Origin of the sequence: Methylobrevis pamukkalensis, assembly GCF_001720135.1 — a bacterium.
In the GTDB taxonomy this organism is placed as follows: domain Bacteria; phylum Pseudomonadota; class Alphaproteobacteria; order Rhizobiales; family Pleomorphomonadaceae; genus Methylobrevis; species Methylobrevis pamukkalensis.
On the sequence record NZ_MCRJ01000091.1, the window covers coordinates 1 to 18,623 of the forward strand.

Sequence of the window (18,623 nt, forward strand, 5' to 3'; positions counted from 1 at the left end):
TCGGTCGCGAGCGTCTGGATGTCCTGACGCAGTTCGCGGATCGAATCCTTCTCAGATGCGACGAAGTCCTTCCAGCCGCGCCCCGACAGGCTCGCGACCTTGCGGATCCAGTTCGGATCGAGTTCGGCGCCCTGATACTGCTTCAGGAAATCGTCGCGCTTGACCGAATAGGACTCGGCAAGGCGCAGCAGCCGGCCCTCGAGGCCGATCAGGCGCTTGTTGATGTCGTAGAGCTGCTCGACGAGGCTCTCGATGCGGTTGGTGTTCAGCGAGAGCGACTTGACGTCGAGCTCGATGTCCTCGCGCAGCTTCTTGTAGCGCCGCTCCTGGCTCGGGCTGAGCGTCGTGTTCTTCAGCCGGTTCTCGACCAGCTGGTCCTGCAGACGGCGCAGCTTCTTGTATTCCTCGGCGATGCGGTCGAAGGTTTCGAGAACCTTCGGCTTCAGCTCCGCTTCCATCGCCGAGAGCGAGATGTTGTTCTCGAGGTCCTCGTCGCCATCGAGGTCGCCCTCGGCCTCGGGCACCACCGGCTCCTCGCGCGGCTCTTCCTCGCCGACGGGCAGTTCGGGCGCGCCCTTGCCGTCCGGGCCGGCATAGGTGGCTTCCAGATCGATGATGTCGCGCAGGAGGATCTTGCCCTCGTTGAGCTCGTCCCGCCAGATGATGATGGCCTGGAAGGTCAGCGGGCTCTCGCAGAGGCCCGCGATCATCGCCTCGCGGCCAGCCTCGATGCGCTTGGCGATCGCGATCTCGCCCTCGCGGGACAGAAGTTCGACCGAGCCCATCTCGCGCAGATACATGCGCACCGGATCGTCGGTGCGGTCGGCCGGCTCGCGCGCGGTGGTCTTGGCGACGGCGGTGCCGGTCGTCTCGGCGACCTCGCCCTCCTCGTCGCCCGAGGCCGGGGTGCCGTCGGCGCTGTCTTCCTCGGCTTCCTCGGATTCGACGACATTGATGCCCATGTCGGACAGCATCGCCATCGTGTCCTCGATCTGCTCGGACGTCACTTCCTCGGACGGAAGCACCTCGTTGAGCTCGTCGTAGGTGACGTAGCCGCGCTTCTTGGCAAGCTTGATCATCCGCTTGACAGCGGCATCGGAGAGATCGAGAAGCGGACCGTCGGGAGTCTCCGCGCCAGTTTCGGGAGCTTCCTCTTTCTCAGTCGCCTTCGTCACCATTCGCTTCTCTCCAGTTTCCGGCCGCCGACCCGGCCGGATGCGGCGCGTCACCGCCATACGAGCCCAGTGATGCGCCGAAGGCTCTTAAATCACGCTTAACCGTGATCCCGCCCGGACGCCGCATGGGGGTTACCCTTGCCTGCAGCTCCGGAAGGCACCCGCCCCGGCCGGCATTCGCGCCGAAGACCGGAGGCCGCTCCTGATCCAGATAGGTCAGTCCGGCGGACGAACAACCGACGTGATCGACCTCGGCGTGAGCCCGCACACAGTCTTGCCCACAGGCACATCGATTTCCCCGGAGCGCTGTATTTAGCGACCGGACACGTTTTCGCAAGGGTGATTCGATCCGCCCGAGCCGGAATTCCGGGTTTTCACCGACATTCACCGGTGGCGTTGACACCATTCGGCCCCGCGCGTCAACCCCAGAGCACCTGCGCGGGACTTCGATTGCCATGCGCGGCCCTGATGATCTTCGCCTCTTCGGCCAGTTCCTGCTCGCGCCGGCCGAGTTCTTCCCAGCGACGCCCGCGCTCACGGGTGAGCTCGATGATCCGCAACGCCGCCTCCGCGTCCTCGGCGGCCGTGAGCGCGGAAATCTCCGCCTCGATGTCCTCGGCCAGCGTCCGCAGCGACAGGCGCTCCAGCATCGCGTCGAAGCAGGTCTCCACGAACACGGCCGAGGGATGGAACTTCAGGATCGGAAAGCGCTCGCGCAGGCGGTGGCCGCGCGGCATCCGTCCGCCGGTGTCCAGTTGCGTCTCGTCGCCGTGGATCTCGTTGAGGACGAAATAGAAGCGTTCGTCGACGCCGCCGTAGAAGGTCGACACCGACACGTCGTCGAAATCGACCGAGATCCGGTGGAGTTCGCGCTTGAAGTCCTCCAGCGAGGCGCCGCGCAGCTCGATGCGGGCAAACTCGTCGATGCGGCGCTCGTAGAGCTCGGGATTCTCGATGCACAGGCCGAGCAGGATCCGCTCGATGTTGGCCAGTTCGACGTCGTCGGCCTGCCGCAGATCGACCGGCGACGACGGCGCCGGCTTGCCGCCGCTGCCCGGCCGCCCGCCCCGCGCGGGGCGGTCGTGGTTCCAGAACAGCTCCGACAGCTTGACCCGCATGTCGAGCCGGTAGCGGCGCGCCACCCGCTCGTCCTTGATCTGGCCGATCAGCGCGTCGATGCGCGCTTCCAGCGCGGCCTTGCGCTCCGGCGTGTCGATCCGCGCCTCCGCGGCCTCGCGCTGCCACAGCATCTCCGACAGCGGCGCGGACTTCGCGATTTCCGCAAGGAACGCCTCGCGGCCGCCGGAGCGGACCAGATCGTCGGGGTCCTTGCCGTCGGGCAGGAAGCAGAAATTGAAGGAGAAGCCGGATTTCAGCAGCGGCAGCATCCGGTCCATGGCCCGGTGGGCGGCGGCAACGCCGGCGCGGTCGCCGTCGAAACAGATGATCGGCTCGGGCGCCAGCCGCCACAGGCGGTGGATGTGATCCTCGGTAAAGGCGGTGCCAAGCGCGGCCACCACATTCTCCACCCCGGCCTGCGCCACGGCGATGGCGTCGAGATAGCCCTCCGTGACGATGATCGACCCGGCCTTGTGGGCGCTCTCGCGGGCCCGGTGGATGTTGAACAGCATCGATCCCTTGTGGAAGATCGGCGTCTCCGGCGAATTGAGATATTTCGGCTCGCCCTTGGGATCGAGCGTGCGGCCGCCGAAGGCGACGACGCGGCCGCGCTCGTCGGCGATCGGGATCATCAGCCGGCCGCGGAAGCGGTCGTAGGTCGCCCTGCCCCCCTCCGGCTCGATCAGCAGCCCGGCCTCCACGGCCATCGCCTCGCTGACGCCCTCGGCAAGGAGATGCCGCTTCAGGGCATCGCGCTCGGCCGGCGCATAGCCGACGCGAAACAGCGCCAGCGTGGTCGGCTCAAGGCCGCGCCGGCTGGCATAGTCGCGCGCCTCGCGCCCCTCCGGGGCCCGGAACCGGGCGTGGAAGAACTTGGCGGCGATCTCGGTGACGTCGGCGAGCTCCTTGCGGGCGGCCGCCAGCTTCGCCTGGCCGGGATCGGCGGTGGGCAGCGTCACGCCCGCATCCTGCGCCAGCCGTTCGACGGCCTCGGGAAAGGACAGGCCCTCGGTCTCGGTCAGGAACTTGAAGTGGTCGCCGGAGGCCCCGCAGCCGAAGCAGTGGTAGATGCCGCGCCGGTCGTCGCAATGGAACGACGGTGACTTCTCGCCATGAAACGGACAGCAGGCCCAGAAATCACCGCGCCCCGGCTGCGACTTGCGCTTGTCCCAGGTCACCTTGCGGCCGACGACCTCCGAGATCGTCAGTCGGGTCCGGATGTCATCGAGGATCTGGGGAGTGAAGCGCATGGGGCGACCCTACAGGAAGGCACGGCCTGACGCGAGCCGGCCGGCCCGCCTCAGCCTTCCGTCAACAGCGTCTTCACCACGCCGCTCGCCTTGGCGAAGTCCATCTTGCCCGGGTAGCGCTCCTTGAGCGTGCTCATGCAGCGCCCGACGTCGCGCAGGCCGTGGGCCCCCGTCTCGGTGACCACGCCCTTGCAGATCGACTTCATCTCGTCTTCCGAGACCTGCTTGGGCAGGAACTCGCGGATGATCTCGCTTTCCTCGCGCTCCTGCTCGGCAAGCTCGAGCCGGCCGCCCTCCTCGTACATCCGGGCGGACTCCTCGCGCTGCTTGATCATCTTGGCGAGGATCTGCATCACATCGTCATCGCTGACGTTGCTGCGCCCCGTGCCGCGCGCGGCGATGTCGCGATCCTGGATCGCGGCGTTGATCAGCCGCAGGGTCGAGACGCGACGCTTGTTCTGTGCCTTGAGGGACTGTTTCAGCGCCTCGTCGATGGCATTACGCATGGATCACTCCTTCTGCGACCGGCGCGGCATCCTGGCCGCCCCGGCCTGCAAGACAACGGGGGATAGACGAGTAAACCGTTGATTTCAATGATTTTTCCATCGTATTCCGGCCATTGACTGCGATGCCCCTTTCGCATAATGTCGCGCCGTCGCGGGTGCCAGCCGGCGCCCGGCAGCATGCCCAAAGCCAGCGCCGACGACATTATCCGAGTTTGCACGGCCGGTGAGCCCTGAATTTTCGCATGGATCTTCAGAAAGCTCCCTCGAGACGCGCATTCTCGTGGGGGCTGCCACGGCCGACTGCGAGACCGCGGCGTCACGACGGCATTCCCCGTCTCTCCGCATCACGATCTAGAAGCGCGCCATTTCCCGGCAGCCGCTGGCGCACGGCAACGGACACGAAGCGAATGACCCAATCCGCCGACGGCCATCCCTGGGCCGAACCGACCCCGACCGCCCTTCTGGTGCTTGCCGACGGCACCGTGATCGAAGGCTTCGGACTTGGCGCGCGCGGCATTGCGGTCGGCGAAGTCTGCTTCAACACGGCGATGACCGGCTATCAGGAGATCCTCACGGATCCCTCCTACGCCGGCCAGATCATCACCTTCACCTTCCCGCACATCGGCAATGTCGGCGTCAACGACGAGGACATCGAGACGGTCAACATGGCCGGCGCCTCGGGCGTGCGCGGCTGCGTCCTGAAGGCCGACGTCACCGATCCGTCGAACTACCGCGCCTCGCGGCGCTTCGACGCCTGGCTCGCCGCACGCGGCGTCATCGGCATCTCCGGCATCGACACGCGGGCGCTCACCGCGCTCATCCGCGAGAAGGGCATGCCCAACGCCGTGATCGCCCATGATCCGGACGGCCGCTTCGACATTCCGGCGCTGAAGGCGCAGGCGGCAGCCTGGAGCGGCCTCGAAGGCCTCGATCTTGCGATCGACGTGACCACCGGCCAGACCTTCACCTGGGACGAGACGACCTGGAGCCTCACCGAAGGCTACGGCCGCCAGACGGCGCCGGTCCATCATGTGGTGGCCGTCGATTACGGCATCAAGCGCAACATCCTGCGCCTTCTTGCAGATCAGGGTTGCCGCGTGACGGTGCTGCCGGCCACCGCCACGGCCGAGGACATCCTCGCCCACCAGCCGGACGGCGTGTTCCTCTCCAACGGTCCGGGCGATCCGGCCGCGACCGGCGAATATGCCGTGCCGGCGATCCGCGAGATCGTGGCCCGCGGCATCCCGACCTTCGGCATCTGCCTCGGCCACCAGATGCTCGGCCTCGCGCTGGGCGGCACCACGGCCAAGATGCACCAGGGTCACCACGGCGCGAATCATCCGGTGATGGACCACACCACCGGCAAGGTCGAGATCACCTCGATGAACCACGGCTTCGCGGTCGACGCGGCCAGCCTGCCGGACACCGTCGAGCAGACCCACGTGTCGCTGTTCGACGGCTCGAACTGCGGCCTGCGGCTGAAGGACCAGCCGGTGTTCTCGGTGCAGTATCACCCGGAAGCCTCGCCCGGCCCGCGTGACAGCCACTACCTGTTCACCCGCTTCGTGAACCTCATCCGCGAGCGCAAGGGCGAGCCGGCGGTCGCCGAACGCTGACGGGTCGGCGGCCTCCGCCGAACTCCAAGCCATCACCCTCATGAAAAGCCCCGGCGGAGCGATCCGCCGGGGCTTTTTCATGAGGGTCGATCTGTCGTCTCGGCTGACGCTGCCGTGTCCTGCGCTCTCAATAGGCCCAGCGCTGGGCCTTGTTGACGAGGAAATCGCGGAAGACGTGGACGCGGGCGGAGTTCCGCAGTTCGTCCGGGTAGACGAAATAGGTGTCGTAGGACGGCAGGTCGACCTCGGGGATGAGCTGCGTCAGTCCCGAATCCGGCTCGATCAGATAGTCCGGCAGAAGCGCGATGCCGATGCCGCGCTGGACCGCGCGCTTGATCGCCACGACGTTGTTGACCCGCAGCACGGGAATGCGCGGGTTCTCGTAGGGCCGGCCGGCCGTCTCCAGCCAGTTCATGTCGCGCAGATAGGCCGGCGCCGCCACGCCGAAGGTAACGATCCGGTGGCTGTCGAGCTCGTCGATCGTGTGCGGGCTGCCGAAGCGCTTCACATAGGCCGGCGAGGCGTAGAGATGGAAATGCACGGTGAACAGCTTGCGCTGGACGAGGTCCGGCTGCACCGGCTGGCGCAGGCGGATCGCGACGTCGGCCTGACGCATCGCCAGATCGAGTTCGTCGTCGTCGAGGATCAGCTGGAGCTGGACCTCCGGATAGAGGTCGATGAATTCGTGGACGCGGGCGGTCAGCCAGGTCGAGCCGAGACCAACCGTGGTGGTGACCCGCAGGCTGCCGGAGGGGCGCTCGCGCGAATCGGTGAGGCGGCTCTGCACCTCCTCGAGCTTCATCATCACCTCGTGGGTGGTGCGGTAGAGAAGCTCACCCTGCTCGGTCAGGATCAGGCCGCGCGCGTGGCGGTGGAACAGCGGGACGCTGAGGTCCTGCTCCAGCGCGCTCACCTGCCGGCTCACCGCCGACTGGCTCATGTTCAGGACATCGCCCGCATGCGTGAAGCTCCCCGCCCGCGCGGCGGCGTGGAAAATGCGCAGCTTGTCCCAATCCATCAGATCCTCCCGACACACCGCCGGCCGCCGTTCCCGTGGCTGTTCCGGCCGTGCCCTGCCCAATGCGGGCGGCGCACCCGTCCGCGCATCCGCCCTTCGACTTCGCTAGAAGCTCATGATGGTCTCATCATGGCAGTCGAAGCAAAGATCACATGGCTCGCCGGCAGAGAAAAGCAAGAGATTCCCGGCCGGCACGGCGACAAACTTCGTGGGACAAGGCCGCCGGCCGAAGCCGGCGCCCTTCATTCGGCCGCAGCGGCCGTCTGGACGATCGCCGACAGATAGCGCTCGGATTCGAGCGCGGCCATGCAGCCCATGCCCGCGGCGGTCACCGCCTGGCGGAACACGTCGTCGGTGACGTCGCCGGCCGCGAACACGCCCTCGACGCTGGTCTGCGTCGAATCCGGCGCGGTCCAGATGTAGCCGCCCGCCTTGAGCCGGAGCTGGTCGGCGAAGAGGCCCGAGGCCGGCGCATGACCGATCGCGACGAAGATGCCGTCGATCTCCATGTCCGTGGTCTCGCCGGTGATGATGTTCCTGAGGCGCGCGCCGGTGACCGACGGCGGAAAGCCATCCTTGCCGAGCACCTCGTCGATGACCGAATTCCACACGACCTCGATCTTCGGATGCCGGAACAGGCGCTCCTGCAGGATGCGCTCGGCCCGGAACTCCTCGCGGCGATGGACGACCGTGACCTTGTCGGCGTGATGGGTGAGATACAGCGCCTCCTCGACCGCGGTGTTGCCGCCGCCGACCACGATCACGTGCTTGTTCTTGTAGAAGAAGCCGTCGCAGGTCGCGCAGGCGGAAACGCCAAAGCCCTGGAACTTCTGCTCGGACGGCAGGCCGAGCCAGCGGGCCTGCGCCCCCGTCGCGATGATCAGCGCATCGCAGGTGTAGGTATCGCCGCTGTCGCCGACGAGGCGGAACGGCCGGCGCGACAGGTCCGCCGACACGATCATGTCCGACACCATGCGCGTGCCGACATGCTCGGCCTGGGCGCGCATCTGCTCCATCAGCCACGGCCCCTGCACGACATCGGCAAAGCCCGGATAGTTCTCGACGTCGGTGGTGATGGTCAGCTGGCCGCCCGGCTGGAGCCCGGCGACGAGCATCGGCTCCATCATCGCGCGGGCGGCGTAGATCGCCGCGGTGTAGCCTGCCGGCCCGGAGCCAAGGATCAGGACCCTGCTGTGATGATGTGCCATGGAGCCTCTCTCGACCGCCTCGTTACCGGGCGGGTATATGGTCGTTTCCGCGACCGTTGAAAACCCTGCGCTCAGCGGGGAGCGGGCATGCGCTGCCGGAGATCCGGCGGCAGCCGCCGCAGGATCTCGTCCGCGATCGTCGGCGTGGAGTTTATCGGGGCATAGGTCCAGTCGGCAAGCCGGCCCTCGAACCAGCGCAGGGCGCCGCTGCCGGTCATCCCCAGATGAAAGCGCGCGAACTTGGCCGAGCCACCCGGCAGCGGCAGGGCGAACACCGGCCGGCCGGTGAAGGCCGCCTCGCCGATCATGTTGGCGCTGTCGCAGCTGACGAGAAGGTGGCTCGCCAGCCCGAGCACCCCGTGATAGGGGGCGTCGCTGCCTGCTTCGAACACCGCACTGCGCGCCGGATCGAGCACCGCCGACAGGCGCGCCATCACGTCCGCCGGTGTGCGGCGCGACCCGGCCACGAGAATGCGGGCCCCGCTCTCGCGCTGCAGGCCGGCAAGCTGCGCGGCAAGCCGTGCCCCCTCGCTTCGCCGAAGCGATAGACCTTCGAGGGCCCGCCGAGCACCACGCCGAGGATCGGCGCGTCGCCCGGATCGAGCCCGAGACGCGCCGCCAGCGCGGCGCCCTCCGTCGCAAGCCCGTGCGCGGTGAGCCGGTGCGGCGCGGTCAGGGTGCGCAGGATCGTGTCGCCGGCCACATCGTCGTGAAGGCTGGTCCAGACGAGATCGAATTCGTCCGGCGACGGACCCGGATCGTCGAAGATCGTCACGAAGACCGACGATCCGAGCTGCCGCTTCAGCGCGCGCGCCAGCGGGATGGTCCGCCTGCCCGAAGCAAAGACGAGATCCGGCCACGGCGGCCCCTGCAGGCCGGGGGGCAGCGGCGGACGGCCGCGCGGCGCGATCCACGACCATGGCGGCGACAGCCGGACGGTGCGGACCTCGGGTTCAAGCCCGAGATGCTCGGCGACGCCGATGCCCTTGATGTCGTGGCCGCGCTTGCCGGTCGAGATCACGATGGCCCGGGGACGCTGCGCCGGATCGCCTGGCAGCGCGCTCGTCTCAGCCATGGGAGACCGGCCTCGTGTCGCCGCGATGGATCGCCAGCGCACGCGAAATCGCCTCGAATTCCCTCTCGCAGGTCGCCCGTGTCGTGAACCCCGCCAGCACGCGCTGCCGCCCCGCCTGCCCCATCGCCGCCGCCCGCACCGGATCGCCGAGCGTGGCCTCGACGGCGGCAGTGATCGCCGCCACGTCGCCGGGCGGAACCAGCCAGCCGGTCTCGCCGTCCCCCACGGTCTCGAGACTGCCGCCATGGGCAGTGGCGATCACCGGCGTGCCCATCGCCATCGCCTCGATCGCAACACGTCCGAATGCCTCCGGCCGGATGGAGCAGGAGAAGGCGAGATCGGCGGCCGCATCGAGGGCGGCAATGTCACGCCGGCTGCCGAGGAAACGCAGGCTGTCCGCCACCCCTTCGGCGGCGGCAAGCTGCTGCAGCTCGGCGCGATAGCCGTCGTCCCCGCCTTCGCCGGCAAGGGCGCAGACGAACGGGCGGTCGACGCGGGCCAGCGCCCGGATCAGGCTCTCATGGCCCTTCCAGCGCGTCAGCCGGCCGACCATGAGCAGCAGCGCGGCGTCGGGCGGAACGCCGAGCTCGGTGCGCACCACCTCGCGCGTTCCCGCCGGCAGCGCGGCCGGGTCGAAGGCCGCGATGTCGACGCCGCGCGGGGCAATCACGATCCGCGCGCGCGGGTAGCCATAGACCGCGACGATGTGATCGGCGATGTGGCGGGAGTTGGCGATCGTCACCGCCCCCTTCAGCATCACCGCATTGTAACTGCGCTTCAATGCGTTGCCGTGGCCGTACAGCCCGTGGAACGTGGTGAGAAACGCCGGCTTGCGGCGCGAAAGATGCCGGGCCGCGAGCCAGCCGGCCCAGGCCGGCGCCCTTGATCGGGCATGGACCACGTCCACGCCCTCGCGGTCGATCAGGGCCGCGATCCGCCGGGCATTGGCGAGGATCGCGAAGGGCGACTTGGCGCCGACCGGCAGCGCCACATGCCGCGCACCCGCCGCCACGACCGCCGGAACGAGATCGCCGCCGCCGCTGGCGACGAGGCTGGTCCACCCCTTGGCGACCAGAAACCCGGCCATCTCGACCGCACTCTTCTCGACGCCGCCGTCACCGAGGGCGGGCAGGAGCTGAAGGAGGACGGGCGCGCTCAACGGATCGGATCCCTCGACATCGGGGCCTCATGAACAGGGCAACACGGAACATGGAGACGGAGCGCCGATCCGGACCGGAATGCCGCAGGGATCGCAGGCACGCGCCCCGCCGTCATCCACCGACAATGCCGCCAAGATAGTCCGCCACCTTCCTATCCCAGATTTCGCCGGATGCGCGACGGCGGGCCGCCTCGCCCATCTGCGCCAGCCTCTCCGGATTCCCGAGCATGGACAGGAGCGCCGCGGTGACGCTGGCCTGGTCCGCCCCGTCGCACAGCCTGCCCGTGACCCCGTCCTGCACCGCGTCGCCCGCCCCGCCGTCGAGGCCGGCCAGCGAGGGCGTGCCGAACCAGGCGGCTTCCATGTAGACGATGCCGAAGCCCTCCACGGAGGCGCCTTCGCGCCGCGAGGGCATGGCGAAGATCGTGGCCTCCTGGAACAGCGCCGATTTTTCGTCGTCCGACAGACGGCCGAGAAACGCCACGCTGTCGGCGACACCAAGAGTGCCCGCGAGGGTCTTGAGGCGAGTCCGATCGGCCCCACTTCCGCCAACAGCAAGCTTCAGGGCCGGATATGTCGCAAGCAAGGCCGGCAGGGCCGAGATCAGGCGGTCCACCCCTTTGCGCGGCTCAAGGCGGCAGAGGGTGGCGATCACCTCCCCTTCCCCGATCCGTTGACGCAAGCCGTCGATCGCGTGGACGGAGGGAATCGGCTGGGGATCGATCGGAGGCGTGACAACCGTGATCCGCTCCTTCGCGACGTAAGGTTCGAGGAGGCCGGCCGTGAAGTGCGAACTTGCCAGCACGCGGCCTGCCTTGAAAAGCGATCGCTTGATCCGTCGGCTCTTTCGCGAGGATGGCGCAGGGGGAAACTCCGTGCCATGAGCAAGACATGCGACCGGAACGGCGCCGGGTCGCAGGCGTTCGAGGCTCTTCCAGCTGTCGCAGAAGATCACGTCGACATCGCCGCGCGAGAGACGTCGGGCAACGGCCCGCGCCTTCAGCCAGCGGCGCAGCGGCTTGAAGCCCGAGATCCGGTGGACGGGATAGGATCGGGCGGAGTCGCCCGCATCCGGCACGCCGTCCGCGAACACCTCGACCGTCGTGCTGGCGGGACAGCGCCTCCGCGAGGCCGCCCATCAGATTCTCGATGCCGCCTGTGTCCGGCGGGAAGCACTGGGTGACGACGAGGGCGGTCCGCGCCCCTTCTCCGGCGGGCGTCCGACTCATCGGGTCTCCCGGCTCCGCTCCGCGATCAACATGGCCTCGTAGACCTTCACGTCGCGCAGCCAGCGTCCATAGGCGGAGAGGCCGGAGATGGCCACGCCGTAGACCCCGAGGCGCCAAAGGCCGCGCTGGAGGAAATGCTTGAGGAAATAGACCGGCAGGGCGAACACGACGCGCAGCGCCGCGCTCGTCTTCGAGCTGCGCCCGACCTCACGGGCCCGCACCGTGCTCACGCGGTTGAGCTTGGCCGCAAACTGCTCCAGATCGCGGAAGGAATGGTGAAACAGCGTGCCCTGCAGCCGGCCGACGGTGAGACCCTTGGGAATCTCCAGCTGATCCCAGGCCTTGTGATCCGGCATGCGGATGACGCGGCGGTCGTAGAGCTTGCGGCGGAAGGCCACCGCGCTCTTCGTCCAGGCGCGGCCAGTCGGATCCACGGTCACGAGCTTCAGGTCATGGACGGCAGCCATCCTGTCGGACGCCATCAGCGCCCGGATCTCCCGGGCAAGTTCGGGCGAGACGATCTCGTCGGCGTCAAGGTCGAGCAGGATGTCGTGGCTGGCTGCCTCCTCGCCGGCCCGCTTCTGTGCGCCGTTGCCGAGCCACGGCTGGCGCAGCACGCGGGCGCCCGCCGCCTCGGCGATCTCGATCGTGCGGTCGGTGGAGCCGCTGTCGACGATCAGCACCTCGTCAGCCGCCTGCTGCGCGGCGGCGATCACGCGGCCGATCATCCGCTCCTCGTTGAGGGTCCGGATGTAGCAGGAGAGTTTCTGGCGGGCCTCGTGGCCATCGGCTTGCTTCATGGACGAACCCGGGCAGCTGAGATAAGAAACCGGCGACCCGCCACGCCGGCAGACCCTGCCCGCCGCCTTGCGCAGCCGGCTGCGACCATCGTCTGCCGGGGCGAAAAGTCAAGAGCACCCGCCATGAGTTCTCCCGTACCCCCCATTCTGCCCTACACCGTCGTCATCACCGGTTGTGGCCGGTTCGACCTGTTGCGGCCGACGTCCTTCTCAATGCGCGCCCCGACATCAGCATGATCGGCCTTCGTCCGCGCCACAGCCGAAAAAGGCAATGACGCTGTTGCAGCGGCTCGTCCGCTCGCTGCGCAAGCGCGTCAAGCAGCTCGGCCGCTTCCTCGGTTCGGCCTGATCGGAGGAGGACGGACGCCGGACGGGTGAAGCGTCTGGCGAAAGGCCTGCGCGGCCGGGACATGTCCCGGCCTCGATCAGCGACAGATCAGCCGTAGACGACCTTCAGGATCTCGTAGGAGCGCGCGCCGCCGGGGGCGGCCACCTCGACCGTGTCGCCGACCGCCTTGCCGATCAGGGCGCGCGAGATCGGCGAGGAGATCGAGATGCGGCCGAGCTTCACATCGGCTTCGACGTCGCCGACGATCTGATAGGTCTTCTCTTCTTCCGTATCCTCGTCGACCAGCGTCACCTTCGCGCCGAACTTGATCGTGCTGCCGCTCAGCTTGGAGACGTCGATGATCTCGGCCCGCGAGAGCAGGTCCTCGATCTCAGAGACGCGGCCCTCGTTGAGGCTCTGCTGCTCCTTGGCGGCGTGATACTCCGCGTTTTCCGAAAGGTCGCCATGCGCACGCGCTTCCGCGATCATCTGGATGATGCGCGGACGATCCTCGGACTTGCGGCGCTGCAATTCCGTTTCGAGCGCGGCGTGGCCGCTCGCGGTCATCGGAACCTTTTCCATGGGTCTTCAAGCCTTTCACAAAAAAGCAGAGCGCCCGGCGCCAGTGGCGCCGGGCACGCAAATACACAGGTGTCGAGCATCCGGATCTTGGCCGCGGAAGAGGCGTCTCCCCTCCCGACCGGCCATCCATGACCCTCGCGTCGATCCGCCGTCTCCGGCAGGACGAACCGGCGAATCACCGATTTCGTTCCCCCGGGTCTCCGTCGGAAAAGATCATGTCACCGGCGCCACAGCGGTCCGCCGGACATCGACATGATCATGCCACATGGGGCAAGGGAACTCCGCTCCCTCGCCCGCCTGCAGCCTGACTTGATGGCTGGTCGGCGCGGGTTCAAGTCGCGCCGCGCCGGCGCCCTCCACATCTTCGATTTCGCATGGCCGCAGCGATGCGGCGCCGCGGCACTCCCGGCCGCCTGGCTCCATCAAAACCGAAGGCGGCGAGAATTTCAATATCAGCCGGCGTCGAGGAAATATTCCTGCAGCGACCGGACGCCGGCCTCACCGGAAACCCAGGCCTCCACGCCCCGTGCCGCCGCCAGCGAACCGGCCAGCGTCGTGTAGTAGGGCACCTTGTGCAAGAGCGCCGCCCGGCGCAGCGACCGGCTGTCCGCCAGCGCCTGCGCGCCCTCGGTGGTGTTGAAGACCAGCTGCACGCCGCCGTTCTTGATCGCGTCGACGATATGCGGCCGGCCTTCCAGCACCTTGTTGACCTTGGTGCAGGCGACCCCGTGCTCGGCCAGCCAGCGCTGGGTGCCCGAGGTGGCGAGGATCTGGAAGCCGATCGCCTCCAGCCGGCGCATGGCGTCGAGGATCCGCGGCTTGTCGGCGTCCTTCACCGAGACGAACACCGCGCCCTCGGTCGGCACCCGGTTGCCCGCGCCGAGCTGCGACTTGGCGAAGGCGACGGCGAAATCGCCGTTGAGGCCCATGACCTCGCCGGTCGAGCGCATTTCCGGACCGAGCACCGTATCGACGCCGGGGAAGCGGGCGAAGGGGAACACCGCCTCCTTCACCGCCACATGCTTCAGCGGCCGCTCGACCAGCGCGAAGCTGGCAAGGCTTTCGCCGGCCATGATCCGCGCCGCGATCTTGGCCACCGGAATGCCGATGGTCTTGGCGACGAAGGGCACCGTGCGCGAGGCGCGCGGGTTGACCTCGAGCACGTAGATGTCGCCGTCCTTGATCGCGAACTGCACGTTCATGAGGCCGCCGACCTCGAGCGCCAGCGCCATCATGGTCGTCTGCCGCTTCAGCTCGGCGATCGTTTCCGGCGTCAGCGAATAGGGCGGGAGCGAGCAGGCGCTGTCGCCCGAATGGATGCCGGCCTCCTCGATATGCTCCATGATGCCGCAGACGAACACGTCCTTGCCGTCACAGAGCGCGTCGACGTCGACCTCGATCGCGTCGGCGAGATAGCCGTCGATCAGCACCGGCGAGGTGCCCGACACCACCACCGCCTCGGTGATGTAGCGTTCGAGCTGCGCGGTGTCGTGGACGATCTCCATCGCCCGGCCGCCGAGCACGTAGGACGGACGGATCACCACCGGATAGCCGATGCGTTCGGCGATGGCGCGGGCCTCGGCGCCGGACTTGGCGATGCCGTTGTTGGGCTGCTTCAGCCCGAGTTCCACCAGCAGCTTCTGGAAGCGGTCGCGGTCCTCGGCGAGGTCGATCGCGTCCGGCGAGGTGCCGAGGATCGGGATGCCGGCCTTCTGCAGCGCGTCGGCGAGCTTCAGCGGCGTCTGGCCGCCGAACTGCACGATCACGCCGTGGAGACGGCCGGTCTGCTGCTCGCGCTTGAGGATCTCGAGCACGTCCTCGGCGGTCAGCGGTTCGAAGTAGAGCCGGTCGGAGGTGTCGTAGTCGGTCGACACCGTCTCCGGGTTGCAGTTGACCATGATCGCTTCATAGCCGGCATCCTTCAGCGCGAAGGCGGCATGACAGCAGCAATAGTCGAACTCGATGCCCTGGCCGATCCGGTTCGGACCACCGCCGAGGATCACCACCTTGTCGCGGTCCGAGGTCTGCGCCTCGTCGGCGAGAATGCCGGCGAAGGGCACCTCGTAGCTCGAATACATGTAGGCCGTCGGCGAGGCGAACTCGGCCGCGCAGGTGTCGATGCGCTTGTAGACCGGATGCACGTCGAGATCGGCGCGCAGGGCCGAGACCTCGGCTTCCGTGAGGCCGGCGAGCTTTGCCAGCCGGGCATCGGAGAAGCCCATGCCCTTGAGGCGCCGGAACTGGCCGGCGGTGGACGGCAGGCCGTGGCTGCGGACCTTCTCCTCGGTGTCGACGATCGCCTTCAGATGGTCGAGGAACCACGGGTCGATCTTGCAGGCGTCGTGGATCTGCTCGACCGTGAAGCCGTGGCGCATCGCCTCGGCGCACACCAGCAGCCGGTCCGGCGTCGGGCGGGCCAGGGCGGCGCGGATCGCGTTCTTGTCGTCCCCTTCCCCGAGGCCGGCGATCCTGATCTCGTCGAGCCCGGAAAGCCCGGTCTCGAGGCCGCGCAGCGCCTTCTGCAGGCTTTCCGGGAAGGACCGGCCGATCGCCATCACCTCGCCTACCGACTTCATCGCGGTGGTCAGCAGCGGTTCGGCGCCGGGGAACTTCTCGAACGCAAAGCGCGGGATCTTGGTGACGACGTAGTCGATGGTCGGCTCGAAGGCCGCCGGCGTCGCGCCGCCGGTGATGTCGTTCTCCAGTTCGTCGAGCGTGTAGCCGACGGCAAGCTTGGCCGCGACCTTGGCGATCGGGAAGCCCGTCGCCTTGGAGGCCAGCGCCGAGGAGCGCGACACGCGCGGGTTCATCTCGATGACGATCATCCGCCCGGTGGCCGGATCGACGGCGAACTGCACGTTCGAGCCGCCGGTCTCGACGCCGATCTCGCGGAGCACCGCGAGGCTGGCGTCGCGCATGATCTGGTATTCCTTGTCGGTCAGCGTCAGCGCCGGCGCCACCGTGATCGAATCGCCGGTGTGGATGCCCATCGGGTCGATGTTCTCGATCGAGCAGACGATGATGCAGTTGTCGTCCCGGTCCCGGACGACCTCCATCTCGTATTCCTTCCAGCCGAGCACCGATTCCTCGATCAGCACCTCGTTGGTCGGCGAGGCGTCGACGCCGCGCTCGACGATCTCGATGAACTCCTCGCGGGTGTAGGCGATGCCGCCGCCGGTGCCGCCCATGGTGAAGGACGGCCGGATGATCGCCGGCAGGCCGATCTCGTCGAGGGCGGGCAGCGCTTCGAGCAGCGAGTGGGCGAGCCGCGATTTCGGCGTCTCCAGCCCGATCTTGGTCATCGCGTCGCGGAACAGCTCCCGGTCCTCGGCCTTGTCGATCGCCTCGGCGGTGGCGCCGATCATCTCGACGCCGAACTTCTCCAGGACGCCCATCCTGCGCAGCGACAGGGCGCAGTTGAGCGCGGTCTGGCCACCCATGGTCGGCAGCAGCGCGTCGGGCCGCTCCTTCTCGATGATCCGGGCCACCACTTCGGGCGTGATCGGCTCGATGTAGGTCGCGTCCGCCAGATCCGGATCGGTCATGATCGTCGCCGGATTGGAGTTGACGAGAATGATCCGGTAGCCCTCCGCGCGCAGCGCCTTGCACGCCTGCGTTCCGGAATAGTCGAACTCGCAGGCCTGTCCGATGACGATCGGGCCGGCGCCGATGATGAGGATGGAACGGATGTCGGAGCGTTTCGGCATCGGGTCTCGCAATGTCGCGCGGCCGAGAGTCATCGCGCGCGGAACGCGCGGATCGCGGCGAGCGTTTCTTCTTGAAGCAGTCGGGCTGGCGGGGCTTATAGTCGAAAAGCTCTGGCTCTGGAACCCTCGGCGGTACGCTCTCCCCACTTGTGGGCGGGCGCGCGGCCGAGGCATGTCCCGCGGCTGCTGCAACAGGGAGAAGACCACATGCGCTGGCGCGGACGCAGGCAGAGCAGCAATGTCGAGGATTCGCGCAGATCAGGGGGCGGCGGCTTCAGAGGCGGCGGACTTGGCGGGGGCGGCCTCAATCCCTTCGGCCGCGGCGGCGGGCGCATGCCCGGCGGCCGGTCCGGCGGTCTTGGCATCGGCAGCCTGATCATCATCGGCATCGTGCTGATGGTCCTCGGCATCAACCCGCTGACGCTGCTCACCGGCGATCTCGGCGGCATGATGGGCGACAGCCCGACCACGCAGCGCCCCACCGCCGTCGACGAGAGCGGGCGCCAGATGAGCGCGGCCGACGACGAGATGAAGGACTTCGTGTCCGTCGTCCTCGCCGAGACCGAGGACACCTGGAACGAGATCTTTGCCGCCGCCGGGGAGGATTACCCGGAGCCGACCCTGCACCTCTTCACCGGCAGCGTCTCGTCGGCCTGCGGCTATGCGAGCGCGGCGAGCGGCCCGTTCTATTGCCCGGGTGATCGCAAGGTCTACATCGACCTCGCCTTCTACGAAGAGCTCCGCAAGCGCTTCGCCGCCCCCGGCGACTTCGCGCAGGCCTATGTCATCGCCCACGAGGTCGGCCATCACGTGCAGAACCTGATCGGCGTCCTGCCGGAGTTCAACCGCCGGCGCCAAACGCTGTCGACCGCCCAGGCCAACGCCCTGTCGGTGCGGGTCGAGCTTCAGGCCGACTGCTTCGCCGGGGTCTGGGCCAACGATGCCGAGGCCAAGAACCTGCTGGAGACCGGCGACATCGAGGAGGCCCTGAACGCCGCGACCCAGATCGGCGACGACGCCATCCAGAAGCGGACGCAGGGCTACGTCGTCCCCGAGAGCTTCAACCACGGCACCAGCGCCCAGCGCAAACGCTGTTCGACGCCGGCTATCGCACGGGCCGCATGGACGCCTGCGACACGTTCGGGGCCGATACGCTCTGAACGAGGCGGATATTCAGCGCCCTTCCTGCATCATCTCGATCTGCAGGCGCTGGATTTCCGCAAGCCGCTCCCACTGTTTCGAGATCAAGTGGTCGATCTTCTCGTGGAGATGTCTGATCTCAAGTTCCGCCTTGAGATTGATCCGGTAGTCGTTGAGCGAGCGCAGCCGGTCCTTCTCCTCCTGGCGTCGCTGGCTCATCATGATGACGGGCGCCTGAATGGCCGCAAGGCAGGACAGCAGCAAATTGAGCAGGATGAAGGGATAGGGATCGAACCCCCCGGAGCCGGACAGCGCGGCATTGAAAAGAATCCAGATCGCGAGGAAGCCGGCAAAGGCCCCGAGAAATCGCCAGCTTCCGCCGAATGCGGCAAGACCGTCGGAGACCCGCTCGCCGAAGCTGCGGCGGGCATCCGCCTCTGCCTCGACGTTTCTCGAGACGAGTTCGCCTTCGACGAGGCTGCGCGTCACCTGCCTTTCGAGATCGGACAGTTCACCACGCTCCGAGCGGATCAGTTCCTCCACATAGGCAATTCGATACCGGTTGGCCTCGGTTCGCCGGATTAGAGCGTCGGCGGCGAGATCCGGATGATCTCGGAGGATCATGGCCGAGATCGCAGGCCGGAGCCTGTCGAGCGGCACCATGTCGTCGGAAACCGCACGATCCGGGCTCGCAGGAACCTGATCATCCTG

Annotated in this window: 12 protein-coding genes and 2 pseudogenes; 2 read left to right on the forward strand and 12 right to left on the reverse strand. The window is 67.7% G+C overall.

Annotated elements, in window-relative coordinates:
• The 3 genes from A6302_RS14570 to A6302_RS14580 form a co-directional block, all read right to left on the reverse strand.
• A partial coding sequence (locus A6302_RS14570) for an RNA polymerase sigma factor region1.1 domain-containing protein (protein ID WP_280939250.1) occupies positions 1 to 1,178 on the reverse strand: 1,178 nt, incomplete at its 3' end.
• Positions 1,179 to 1,594: 416 nt separating this feature from the next.
• Positions 1,595 to 3,544, reverse strand: coding sequence for a DNA primase (gene dnaG, locus A6302_RS14575; RefSeq protein WP_069307653.1), 1,950 nt, complete (start codon positions 3,542 to 3,544; stop codon positions 1,595 to 1,597).
• Between the two features lie 50 nt (positions 3,545 to 3,594).
• Positions 3,595 to 4,050 carry a GatB/YqeY domain-containing protein gene (locus tag A6302_RS14580; RefSeq protein WP_069307654.1) on the reverse strand — a complete coding sequence of 152 codons (456 nt, stop codon included), beginning with the start codon at positions 4,048 to 4,050 and terminating at the stop codon, positions 3,595 to 3,597.
• 407 nt (positions 4,051 to 4,457) lie between these two features.
• On the opposite strand from A6302_RS14580, the gene carA reads away from it, so the two are divergent.
• Positions 4,458 to 5,666 (forward strand): glutamine-hydrolyzing carbamoyl-phosphate synthase small subunit, encoded by a 1,209-nt coding sequence (carA, locus tag A6302_RS14585; RefSeq protein ID WP_069307655.1) that lies wholly within the window; start codon positions 4,458 to 4,460, stop codon positions 5,664 to 5,666.
• A gap of 127 nt (positions 5,667 to 5,793) precedes the next feature.
• Here the strand turns inward: carA and A6302_RS14590 are convergent, their stop codons facing one another.
• The 8 genes and pseudogenes from A6302_RS14590 to carB form a co-directional block, all read right to left on the reverse strand.
• Positions 5,794 to 6,684: a LysR family transcriptional regulator gene (locus A6302_RS14590; RefSeq protein ID WP_069307656.1), complete on the reverse strand. Its 891-nt coding sequence runs from the start codon at positions 6,682 to 6,684 to the stop codon at positions 5,794 to 5,796.
• 242 nt (positions 6,685 to 6,926) lie between these two features.
• Positions 6,927 to 7,892 carry a thioredoxin-disulfide reductase gene (gene trxB / locus A6302_RS14595; RefSeq protein WP_069307657.1) on the reverse strand — a complete coding sequence of 322 codons (966 nt, stop codon included), beginning with the start codon at positions 7,890 to 7,892 and terminating at the stop codon, positions 6,927 to 6,929.
• 71 nt (positions 7,893 to 7,963) lie between these two features.
• Positions 7,964 to 8,967: pseudogene (locus tag A6302_RS26225) on the reverse strand (mitochondrial fission ELM1 family protein).
• Entirely contained in the window at positions 8,960 to 10,126 is a 1,167-nt protein-coding gene (locus A6302_RS14610; protein WP_069307660.1) for a glycosyltransferase family 4 protein, read from the reverse strand. Before A6302_RS14610 ends, A6302_RS26225 begins: the two are co-directional and overlap by 8 nt.
• 112 nt (positions 10,127 to 10,238) lie before the next feature.
• Positions 10,239 to 11,219, reverse strand: a complete 981-nt coding sequence (locus A6302_RS14615; protein ID WP_069307661.1) for a glycosyltransferase family 4 protein — start codon at positions 11,217 to 11,219, stop codon at positions 10,239 to 10,241.
• Positions 11,220 to 11,351: 132 nt separating this feature from the next.
• Positions 11,352 to 12,155 (reverse strand): glycosyltransferase family 2 protein, encoded by an 804-nt coding sequence (locus A6302_RS14620; RefSeq protein ID WP_069307662.1) that lies wholly within the window; start codon positions 12,153 to 12,155, stop codon positions 11,352 to 11,354.
• Between the two features lie 436 nt (positions 12,156 to 12,591).
• On the reverse strand, positions 12,592 to 13,065 hold the full coding sequence (gene greA, locus A6302_RS14625; protein ID WP_069307663.1) for a transcription elongation factor GreA: 474 nt from the start codon (positions 13,063 to 13,065) through the stop codon (positions 12,592 to 12,594).
• A 452-nt stretch (positions 13,066 to 13,517) separates the two neighbouring features.
• Positions 13,518 to 16,772: a carbamoyl-phosphate synthase large subunit gene (gene carB, locus A6302_RS14630; protein WP_069307664.1), complete on the reverse strand. Its 3,255-nt coding sequence runs from the start codon at positions 16,770 to 16,772 to the stop codon at positions 13,518 to 13,520.
• Positions 16,773 to 16,979: 207 nt separating this feature from the next.
• On the opposite strand from carB, the pseudogene ypfJ reads away from it, so the two are divergent.
• Positions 16,980 to 17,932: pseudogene (gene ypfJ, locus A6302_RS14635) on the forward strand (KPN_02809 family neutral zinc metallopeptidase).
• A gap of 13 nt (positions 17,933 to 17,945) precedes the next feature.
• On the opposite strand, the gene A6302_RS14640 reads toward ypfJ, so the two are convergent.
• Complete coding sequence (locus A6302_RS14640) at positions 17,946 to 18,575, reverse strand: DUF1003 domain-containing protein (RefSeq protein ID WP_069307665.1); 630 nt, start codon at positions 18,573 to 18,575, stop codon at positions 17,946 to 17,948.
• Between the last annotated feature and the right edge of the window lie 48 nt (positions 18,576 to 18,623).

What these genes read in the sequence shown, in the direction of transcription:
- trxB (WP_069307657.1), bottom strand. Translation starts at nt 7,892, where the DNA reads ATGGCACATCATCACAGCAGGGTCCTGATCCTTGGCTCCGGGCCGGCA.
- A6302_RS14590 (WP_069307656.1), bottom strand. Translation starts at nt 6,684, where the DNA reads ATGGATTGGGACAAGCTGCGCATTTTCCACGCCGCCGCGCGGGCGGGG.
- dnaG (WP_069307653.1), bottom strand. Translation starts at nt 3,544, where the DNA reads ATGCGCTTCACTCCCCAGATCCTCGATGACATCCGGACCCGACTGACG.
- A6302_RS14620 (WP_069307662.1), bottom strand. Translation starts at nt 12,155, where the DNA reads ATGAAGCAAGCCGATGGCCACGAGGCCCGCCAGAAACTCTCCTGCTAC.
- A6302_RS14640 (WP_069307665.1), bottom strand. Translation starts at nt 18,575, where the DNA reads ATGGTGCCGCTCGACAGGCTCCGGCCTGCGATCTCGGCCATGATCCTC.
- carB (WP_069307664.1), bottom strand. Translation starts at nt 16,772, where the DNA reads ATGCCGAAACGCTCCGACATCCGTTCCATCCTCATCATCGGCGCCGGC.
- A6302_RS14580 (WP_069307654.1), bottom strand. Translation starts at nt 4,050, where the DNA reads ATGCGTAATGCCATCGACGAGGCGCTGAAACAGTCCCTCAAGGCACAG.
- greA (WP_069307663.1), bottom strand. Translation starts at nt 13,065, where the DNA reads ATGGAAAAGGTTCCGATGACCGCGAGCGGCCACGCCGCGCTCGAAACG.
- carA (WP_069307655.1), top strand. Translation starts at nt 4,458, where the DNA reads ATGACCCAATCCGCCGACGGCCATCCCTGGGCCGAACCGACCCCGACC.